Raw genomic sequence first — 8405 nt, 5'->3', positions numbered from 1 at the left:
AACACCTCGACCCCGCCACCGGCCGACCCACACCGGAGTCGCCCAACTTCGTCCGCCTCCTCTCATACCCCGTCCCACCGATCTGCGTCAGTGGCGAACTCTGTCCACGCGATGGTTACTGGGAAGCCCTGGGTGTGCACTTTTCCTGGATCACCGTTGAAGGCAAGACGCTACGCCGCTTCCAGCAAGGCGAAACCCTGCCCACCCTAGTGCTCGAACGGCGTACCCGCCGCCTGGGGCCGCTACCGGACAAGATCACAGCCGGCCCCGAACCCGTCAGATGGATACTGCTCGGCGATGCCTAGGTTCTGGTGGGCACCTGTCTGGCCCTGCTGCTGCTCTCGCTTGCGACAGCGGTAACACGTCGCTCCAGCAAAGGTTTACAGAGTCGAGCATTCGCTAGTTATGCGAAATATATGAGCGTCCCTGAGGGTAAAGAATTCACCATGCCATTAATGAAATATAATTCTAGGAGATAAAGTATGAGTCGTTTGCCTCGCGTGATATTGAGTGGTGGATTTTTGTTGGTCGTGGGAATGATATTGGGAGTTCTTGGGCTGTGTTCTGCATTCTTTGGATTTGGAGTGGTTGGAGCTGGAGTCAGTGGGAGTGGTTGTGGTGACGCGTGTTCAAAAGCATCCGACTTCTTAATTTCCTTGAGCCGCTATTTCTTAGGGGTTGCAATACTTTCAGCATTGCTTTCGATCAGAATGACTTGGAAGAAAAGTTCTGCTGTTGGGCAGCGCGGGGTGAAGATTGTCATGACAATCTTGAACACACTAGTAATTCTGATCTCTGGGTTGGTATTTGCCCTCCTCATGGCTATTTTCTATGAGGAATATAAGATGAGGCGCCTTCAGGAATATTTGAAAGTATCCTTGGTTTATATGCCGGAGGTTAAAAATCCATCAGCAGGGGAGTTGGAGAGTGTATTGATACGCTTTTCTTTGCATAGTCAGCCTAATTTGCTCATGCTGCCTCAGACAAATTGTCGTTGTGAAACAGTTAGCTGAAATGGCTGGAGGAGCGCAAAGCCAATATCCCGCCGCCCAAGCCCAGYGAAGCGYTGATCCAGCARCTGGCCAAGGACAAACACCTCGACCCCGCCACCGGCCGMCCCACACCGGAGTCGCCCAACTTCGTCCGCCTCCCGTCATACCCCGTCCCCCCGATCTGCGTCAGCGGGGAAACTTGCCCGCGCGGCGGCTATTGGGAGGCCGTGGAGATGCGCTTCGCCTGGATTATCGTCTACCGCTTTGCCACCTTGATTTGAAATCGGGTCAATTTGGCCTGCCAATAACGTTACTGACTACCGATAAAAGCATAATGGAAAAATTACCGACTGATTCAACGCCGCCCACCACTGTACGTCGCTCAACATCGATCATAGTCACGCTGTTGCTCTTGGCAGGCACGGCTCTAACCATTTATCTCATTGCCATGGCTTTTGTACCTGGTAATTGAGGATATGGTGGCCTTCTTTATTTGTTCGGGTCGGTCTTGGCTGGCGGCGCGGTTATCTGGAGTTTTATCACTTGGCTGGCGTACCGTTCAATGCGAACTGCGGGGCGAAGGAAAGCTGTCAGTACGGCACTATGGATTTTATTTCTGCCGCTCATTGTACTGATAGCAACTATGGTTTTTGGCTTGCTGGCACAGATACTCGGTGGGGGCTAGTAGTAAGTGAGCTTTCGAGCAAGTCCTTAGGGCGCTTGGTGTGCTTTCGCCTCGCTACAGATGAAGGAAATCGGTCTTTGAGAAATCTACCCAATGGGCGATGCTGGCTAGCCATCGGCAGGGTCTCGAGCGCTATAGGAATAGGTATTCCAGTAATAGAGATTTTGTCGGCCTGAGCGGAGTTTGGCGGGGGCGGTTATGATCGTAAATTTAATGAGTCATATGCCTTTCTAATATATTCATGCAGGCCGTTTCTTTGGCTGGTTACTTTTACCTCTCTTCTCACGCTTCTGGAGTGGATGCAGGAGTGTGAGAGAAACCCTGATAAGGGTTGCCGTCACGGCGACTAACGAATTAGCCATATTGCTTAGATTTCACGGCATTGGTGCTGTGCGTGTGACCGGCTAGGTAGGTTACCCGGCCTCGGGCTCCGCAGTGATCAACGACCAGGTATTCCCGTGGCCTTTCATGGGCACCGCAGCACTAATCGATGTGCGTTGTTGACTAAATTCCTTGGAGAAACTTGAGCTGAGCGCGGCAATACATTGCGCACCTGGTGCCAATCGGTTGGTTGGACTGTGCAGCCTTAGGCCTTCTTGTCTGGACCGAGCTTCAGCCTCGCCACCAACGCCGCCGTCAGGTCCAGCGCCGAGCACAGCAGGAAGTAGAGCAGGGCGACGAACAGGAAGACTTCCGTGGGATGCACCATCACCCGGTTGCTCACCTGGGTGGCGACGAAGGACAACTCGCCGACACCGATCACGTAGGCCAGCGAAGTGTCCTTGATCAGCGAAACCCACTGGTTGAGGAACGACGGCAACATGATCGGCAGCGCCTGCGGCAGGATCACCAGGGTGAGCACCTGCCATGGGCGCAGGCCCAGCGCGCGGGCGGCGTCCCACTGGCCCTTGGGCAGGCTTTCGATACCCGCGTGCACCGAGTGCGCCAGATAGGCCCCGCCGATCAGCGACAGTGCGCAGACCACCGTGCCCAGTGCCGGCACGTCGATGTGCAGGACGATGGGCAGCAGGAAGTAGACCCAGAAGATCAGCATCAGCACCGGGATGGCGCGGAAGAAACCGAGGAACGCCACCAGCAGCAGGCGCGGTTTGCCACCCAATACCGACAACGCGATGCCCAGTGCCAGGCCGATCACTGCCGAGGCAAGGCCGGATGCCAGGGCAAGGATCACCGTGAGTGCCGCGCCCCCGAGCGGGCCGTCCGGGTAGGCGCCGATGAGGAAATAGGACAGGTTGTCCGAGATTACCGAGAAGTCCATGTCAGGCCCCCTGGCGATAGCGGCGGGTCTGCTGGATCGCCTGGCCCAGCGCCTCGATCAGCGCGATGGCGCCGATGTACAGCAGGGTGGCAATGCCGAACGCCTGGAAGGTCTTGAAGGTCTGCGTCTCCACCTGCCGCGAGGCGTAGGAAAGCTCCGCGAGGCCAATGGCCATGGCCAGCGAGGAATTCTTCAGCGCATTCATGTATTGCCCCATCAAGGGCGGCAGCGCGGTGCGCAGTGCCTGCGGCAGGACCACCCAGCGCCACACCTGCAGTGGGCGAAGGCCCAGCGCCATGCCGGCCTCGCGCTGCTGTGCACTGACCGAGGCGATGCCGGCGCGAAACTCCTCGGCGATGAACGCCGTGGTGTAGAGCGTCAGCCCCCAGGCGGCGGCGAGAAGCTCGAAGGACGGCCACGCCAGCCAGCCCAGCTCATGGGGCGAGTTGAGCCAGAACACCAGCTCCTCCGGGAGCAGGGCGGGCACGCCGAAGTACCAGAAGAACAGCTGCACCAGCAGCGGCGTGTTGCGCAACAGCGCGAGATAGGCCCGCGCCGGCCACGACAGCCAGCGCGACTTCGCTTGCCGGGCGATGGCCAGCGGCGCGCCGAGCAGGGTGGCGATCAGGCAGCAGAACAGGGAGATACCGAGGGTCAGCAGGAAGCCGTCGAGCAACCAGCGCAGGTAGGTTGGGGCGAGCAGTTCGCCGAACATGTCACGAATCCATCAGTGGAAGAAACGGACACGCCCCGGCGAACCGGGGCGTGGGGTGGTGCGGAGTGCGGCGCGGATCAGCTCTTGTCGCCGATCTTGTACAGGCGGGCCAGCGGGGTCTTGGTGTCCGGGCCGAACCAGGTGTCGTAGATCTTCTGCGCCTGGCCCTGGGCTTCCAGTTCCGTGAGGCTCTGGTTGACGAACTCGGCCAGGGCCTTCTCGCCCTTGGGAATGCCAACGCCGATCAGGTCATTGGAGATGGTGAAGGGCGGGACTTCGTACTTGTCCTTGTCCGGCACGTTGGCCAGCAGGCCGATCAGCTTGGGGCCGTCCTGGGTGATGGCCTGGACCTGGCCGTTGCGCAGGGCGGTGAAGGCGAACGGCGTGTCGTCGTAGGCGATGACCTTGGCGCCGGGGAATTTCTCGCGCAGCACGCCTTCGTTGACGGTGCCCTTGTCGACGCCGACGCGCCATTTGTTCAGCTGGTCAGGGCTGCTCAGGGTGCCTTTCCTGACGATGAACTGTTGCCCCGAGGAGAAGTAGGGAATGCTGAAATCGACCTGCTCGGCGCGCTCGGGGGTGATGGTGAAGTTGGCCAGCACCAGGTCGACCTTGTTCGCGGTCAACAGCGGAATACGGTTGGCCGGGTTGGTCGGCAGCACCTGCAGCTTGACGCCGAGCTTGTTCGCCAGGGCCTTGGCGTAATCCACGTCGAGGCCTTCGATCTGCTTGCTCTTGGCATCGACGAAGCCGAATGGCGGGTTGCTGTTGAAGGCGGCGACGCGCAGCACGCCGGCCTTCTTGATGTCGTCCAGACGGTCGGCGTGGGCCAGCCCGGAGAGGACGGCCAGGGCGAGGGCGGTAACGGCAGTAAGTTTCTTCATGAACATCCAGCTCCTTGTCGGGCCACGCTCGTGTGACGGGGTCCCGGAATGATCGAGAGCGGGCGCTCGAGGGTGGGAGAAGCCCGCTGTAGAGCGGCGGGGGTCGCCCGCCGGCGAAGCCGAGTGTGGCAGTGGGGCGGGGTGACGGAGAAGGAATGAATTCGTCTATCTAATAACTGGAAGAAATATAAAGCAACCGGTTAGATAACCATTTACATGATTTTCGCATGTGCGTGGGAGCGGACTCCGTCCGCGATTGCTACGCCCCAGGCACCTTGGCGCGGCTAGAAGACATCGCGGACGGAGTCCGCTCCTACCGCAGGTCGATCTCGCGGAATTGCACCTGTAGGAGCGAGCTTGCTCGCGAACGGCCAAGCGCCCGAGTCGCCGGGAACTTCGTTCGCGAGCAAGCTCGCTCCTACAAAGGGCAGAAGCTGTCAGGGCTTCCAGCGGGCGGCGCTGATGTCGACGGCGCGCGGCAGGATGCGCTCGGCGAGGAACAGATCGGCGGTGCGCTGCTGTGCGGCGATGTCGGCATCGTCCAGCGGGCGGATCGGTGAAGGAGGGCGGTGCTTGAAGGTTTCCGCGATCACATCCGGGGAGAGGCCGGTGACACGCGCCATGATCGCGACGCTGCCGGCTTCGTTGCTGCGGGTCAGGGCTTCGGCCTGGTTCAGGCTGTCCAGCACTTGGCGGATGAACTCGGGATTCGCTCCAGCGTACTCACGGCTGGACAGGTAGAACGGCCCGCTCAATCCCACCTCGGAACCATCCGCCAGGAGCCGTGCGTTGCCGCCCAGCAGCAGCGCCGAGTACCAGGGGTCCCAGATCGCCCACGCATCAACTTTGCCGCTCTCGAAGGCGGCGCGGGCGTCGGCCGGTGTGAGATACAGCGGCTGGATATCGCGCAGGGTCAGGCCGGCCTGCTGCAACAGGCGCAGCAGCAGGTTGTGCGAGCTGGAGCCTTTCTGGAAGGCCACGCGCTTGCCCTTGAGCTCGGCCACGCTGTGGATCGGGCTGTCCTTGGGTACCACGACGGTTTCCGCCTGCGGCTTGGGCGGCTCGACGCCGACGTAGAGCAGGTCGGCGCCGGCCGCCTGGGCGAAGATCGGCGGGATGTCGCCGGTGGAGCCCAGGTCCAGGCTGCCGACGTTGAGCGCCTCGAGCATCTGCGGGCCGGCGGGGAATTCGATCCACTGGATCTGCGTGTGCGGGAAGCGCTGTTCCAGCAGGCCATGCTCCTTGGCCAGCACCAGGCTGACCGAGGCTTTCTGGTAGCCGATGCGCAGTTGCGCCGGGTCCTGCGCCTGGGCGGTGCCGACCACAAGCAGCAACCCGGTGAGCAGTCGATGAAGCAGCTTCACAGGCTCATTCCTTCCAGTCGTGGGAGGGCTTTTCCCAGAGGTTGATCCCGCCTTCCACTGCGTAGTGATCGATCTCCGCCAGTTCTTCTGCGCTGAAGGTGAGATTGTTCAGGGCGGCGACGTTCTCGACGATCTGTTCGGGGCGGCTCGCGCCGATCAGCGCGGAGGTCACGCGGGCATCACGCAGTACCCAGGCCAGTGCCAGTTGCGCCAGGCTCTGCCCGCGGCGCTGGGCGATTTCATTCAGCGCGCGGGCGCGGCGCAGGTTGTCCTCGGACAGATGCTCCGGCCGCAGCGACGCGCCGCCCGGTTGATTGACCCGCGCATCGGCCGGCACGCCATTCAGGTAGCGGTCGGTCAGCAGTCCCTGGGCCAGCGGGGTGAAGGCGATGACGCCCGTGCCCAATTCGTCGGTGGTGGCCAGCAGGTCCTTCTCCACCCAGCGGTTGAACAGGTTGTAGGCCGGCTGGTGGATCAGCAGCGGCACCTTCCATTCCTTCAGTAGCGCGGCCAGTTCGGAGGTCTTGCCCGCGGAGTAGGACGAAATACCGACGTACAGCGCCTTGCCCTGCTGCACGGCGCTGGCCAGTGCGCCGGCGGTTTCCTCCAATGGCGTGTCCGGGTCGAAGCGGTGGGAATAGAAGATGTCCACGTAGTCCACGCCCAGGCGCTGCAGGCTTTGGTCGAGGCTGGACAGCAGGTACTTGCGCGAGCTGCCGCCCTGGCCATAGGGGCCGGGCCACATGTCCCAGCCGGCCTTGGTGGAGATCACCAGTTCGTCGCGGTAGGCGGCGAAGTCCTCGCGCAGCAGACGGCCGAAGTTGATCTCGGCGCTGCCATAGGGTGGGCCGTAGTTGTTGGCCAGGTCGAAGTGGTTGATGCCCAGGTCGAAGGCGGTGCGCAGCAGGGCGCGCTGGCGGTCCAGCGGCACGCTGTCGCCGAAGTTGTGCCACAGGCCGAGGGAGAGGGCGGGCAGCACCAGGCCGCTGCGGCCGACGCGGCGGTAGGGGACGCGCTGGTAGCGGTCGGGGTGGGCGAGGTAGGTCATGGATGCTCCTTTGCAAACGGGCCGCACAGGGGCGGCCCGTGAATCGTCAGGGGGTATAGCGATTGGCCGGGCGCTTGAGCCCGAGGTGGTCGCGCAGGGTGCTGCCGCTGTAGTCGCGACGGAACAGTCCGCGACGTTGCAGCTCCGGCACCACGAAGTTGGCGACATCTTCCAGCCCGCCCGGCAGGTGCGGCACCAGTACGTTGAAGCCGTCGGCGGCGCCGCCTTCAAACCAGGCCTGGAGCTCGTCGGCGATCTGCGTCGGCGTGCCGATCAGGCTGTAGTGCCCGCGACCACCGGCGATGCGCCGGCCAAGCTGGGCGAGGGTGAGGTTCTCGCGCCCGGCCAGTTCGGTGAGCAGCAGCTGGCGGCTACGCTGGCCGCTGTCGGTCAGCGGCAGCTCGGGCAACGGGCCGTCCAGCGGGTAGGCGGAGAGATCGAAGTTGCCGAGCATGCGCGAGAGCAGTGCGACGCCGACCTGTGGTTCCACCAGCTCCTGGAATGCCTCGAATTTCTCCTGCGCTTCGCTCTGGCTCTGCCCGACCACCACGAACACGCCCGGCATGATCTTCAGCTCATCCGGCGTACGGCCGAACTTGCCCAGGCGGCCCTTCAGGTCGCTGTAGAAGTCGCGGGCAGCGGCGAGCGAGGTCTGCGCGGTGAACACCACTTCGGCAGTCTGCGCGGCCAGCTCGCGGCCGGTTTCGGAACTGCCGGCCTGGACGATCACCGGGCGGCCCTGGGGCGAGCGCGCGACGTTCAGCGGGCCTTGCACGCGGAAGTGTTCGCCTTCGTGGTTCAGCACGTGCAGCTTGGCCGGGTCGTAGTACTGCCCGCTGGCCTTGTCGCGGGTGAAGGCGTCGTCTTCCCAGCTGTCCCACAGTCCCGTCACCACGTCATGGAATTCCCGCGCGCGGGCATAGCGCTCGGCGTGGCCGAAGTGTTCCTGGCGGTTGAAGTTCAGCGCCTCGGCGGCCGCGTCGGAGGTCACCAGGTTCCAGCCTGAGCGACCGCCGGAGAGGTGGTCGAGCGAGGCGAACTTTCGTGCCACGTGGTAGGGCTCGTTGTAGCTGGTGGTCACGGTAGCGACCAGGCCGATGCGCTCGGTCACCGCTGCCAGTGCCGAGAGCAACGTCAGTGGTTCGAAGTGATCGGAGCGGGCCATGCGGCTGGCGATCTCCGCCGTGGGCGCGGCCACGCTGTCGGCAACGAAGACGGCGTCGAATTTCGCCGCCTCGGCTATCTGCGCCAGACGCTTGTACAGGCGGAAATCCAGGCCGCCGTCAGCCGGGACATCCGGGTGGCGCCACGCGGCGACGTGGTGACCGGTGGCCATGAGAAAGGCGCCGAGGGAAAGGGTTCGTGTCATGTCGGGTTTCCTGTGTGTCCATTGGGAGGACGCAAGGCAGCGGGTTCGATCTCATGGGCGGCGCCGGGG

The 8405-nt window shown here is 62.6% G+C and carries 8 protein-coding genes and 1 pseudogene; 3 read left to right on the top strand and 6 right to left on the bottom strand.

The annotated features are described in order from the left end of the window. The 3 genes and pseudogenes from A6723_RS32305 to A6723_RS32735 all read left to right on the top strand — a co-directional run. A pseudogene (locus tag A6723_RS32305) lies at positions 1-305 on the top strand (sel1 repeat family protein); the annotation flags it as partial. Positions 306-482: 177 nt separating this feature from the next. Beyond that, the gene (locus tag A6723_RS31890; RefSeq protein ID WP_139093069.1) at positions 483-1013 is read left to right on the top strand and encodes a hypothetical protein; all 531 of its coding nucleotides are present in this window, start codon (positions 483-485) and stop codon (positions 1011-1013) included. Continuing rightward, complete coding sequence (locus A6723_RS32735) at positions 1010-1273, top strand: DUF6396 domain-containing protein (RefSeq protein ID WP_371914079.1); 264 nt, start codon at positions 1010-1012, stop codon at positions 1271-1273. The genes A6723_RS31890 and A6723_RS32735 overlap by 4 nt, the downstream gene beginning before the upstream one ends. A 990-nt stretch (positions 1274-2263) precedes the next feature. On the opposite strand, the gene A6723_RS26875 is transcribed toward A6723_RS32735, so the two are convergent. The 6 genes from A6723_RS26875 to A6723_RS26850 all read right to left on the bottom strand — a co-directional run bounded on the left by A6723_RS26875 (position 2264) and on the right by A6723_RS26850 (position 8336). Next, complete coding sequence (locus A6723_RS26875; protein WP_054906901.1) at positions 2264-2956, bottom strand: amino acid ABC transporter permease; 693 nt, start codon at positions 2954-2956, stop codon at positions 2264-2266. A gap of 1 nt (position 2957) precedes the next feature. Further along, positions 2958-3671 (bottom strand): amino acid ABC transporter permease, encoded by a 714-nt coding sequence (locus tag A6723_RS26870; RefSeq protein ID WP_064979901.1) that lies wholly within the window; start codon positions 3669-3671, stop codon positions 2958-2960. 77 nt (positions 3672-3748) lie between these two features. Then, on the bottom strand, positions 3749-4555 hold the full coding sequence (locus A6723_RS26865) for an ABC transporter substrate-binding protein (RefSeq protein WP_054906900.1): 807 nt from the start codon (positions 4553-4555) through the stop codon (positions 3749-3751). A gap of 437 nt (positions 4556-4992) precedes the next feature. Further along, positions 4993-5919, bottom strand: a complete 927-nt coding sequence (locus tag A6723_RS26860) for a sulfonate ABC transporter substrate-binding protein (protein WP_082450468.1) — start codon at positions 5917-5919, stop codon at positions 4993-4995. Positions 5920-5923: 4 nt separating this feature from the next. Then, the gene (gene mgrA / locus A6723_RS26855; RefSeq protein ID WP_054906892.1) at positions 5924-6967 is read right to left on the bottom strand and encodes an L-glyceraldehyde 3-phosphate reductase; all 1044 of its coding nucleotides are present in this window, start codon (positions 6965-6967) and stop codon (positions 5924-5926) included. 46 nt (positions 6968-7013) lie between these two features. Then, on the bottom strand, positions 7014-8336 hold the full coding sequence (locus A6723_RS26850) for an LLM class flavin-dependent oxidoreductase (RefSeq protein WP_054906891.1): 1323 nt from the start codon (positions 8334-8336) through the stop codon (positions 7014-7016). Positions 8337-8405 lie beyond the last annotated feature (69 nt).

This window comes from Pseudomonas sp. AU11447, from assembly GCF_001672555.2.
GTDB classification, from domain to species: Bacteria; Pseudomonadota; Gammaproteobacteria; order Pseudomonadales; family Pseudomonadaceae; genus Pseudomonas; species Pseudomonas nitroreducens.
Note: the sequence above shows the minus strand (reverse complement) of the source record. Positions and strands in the feature narration are given on the sequence as shown.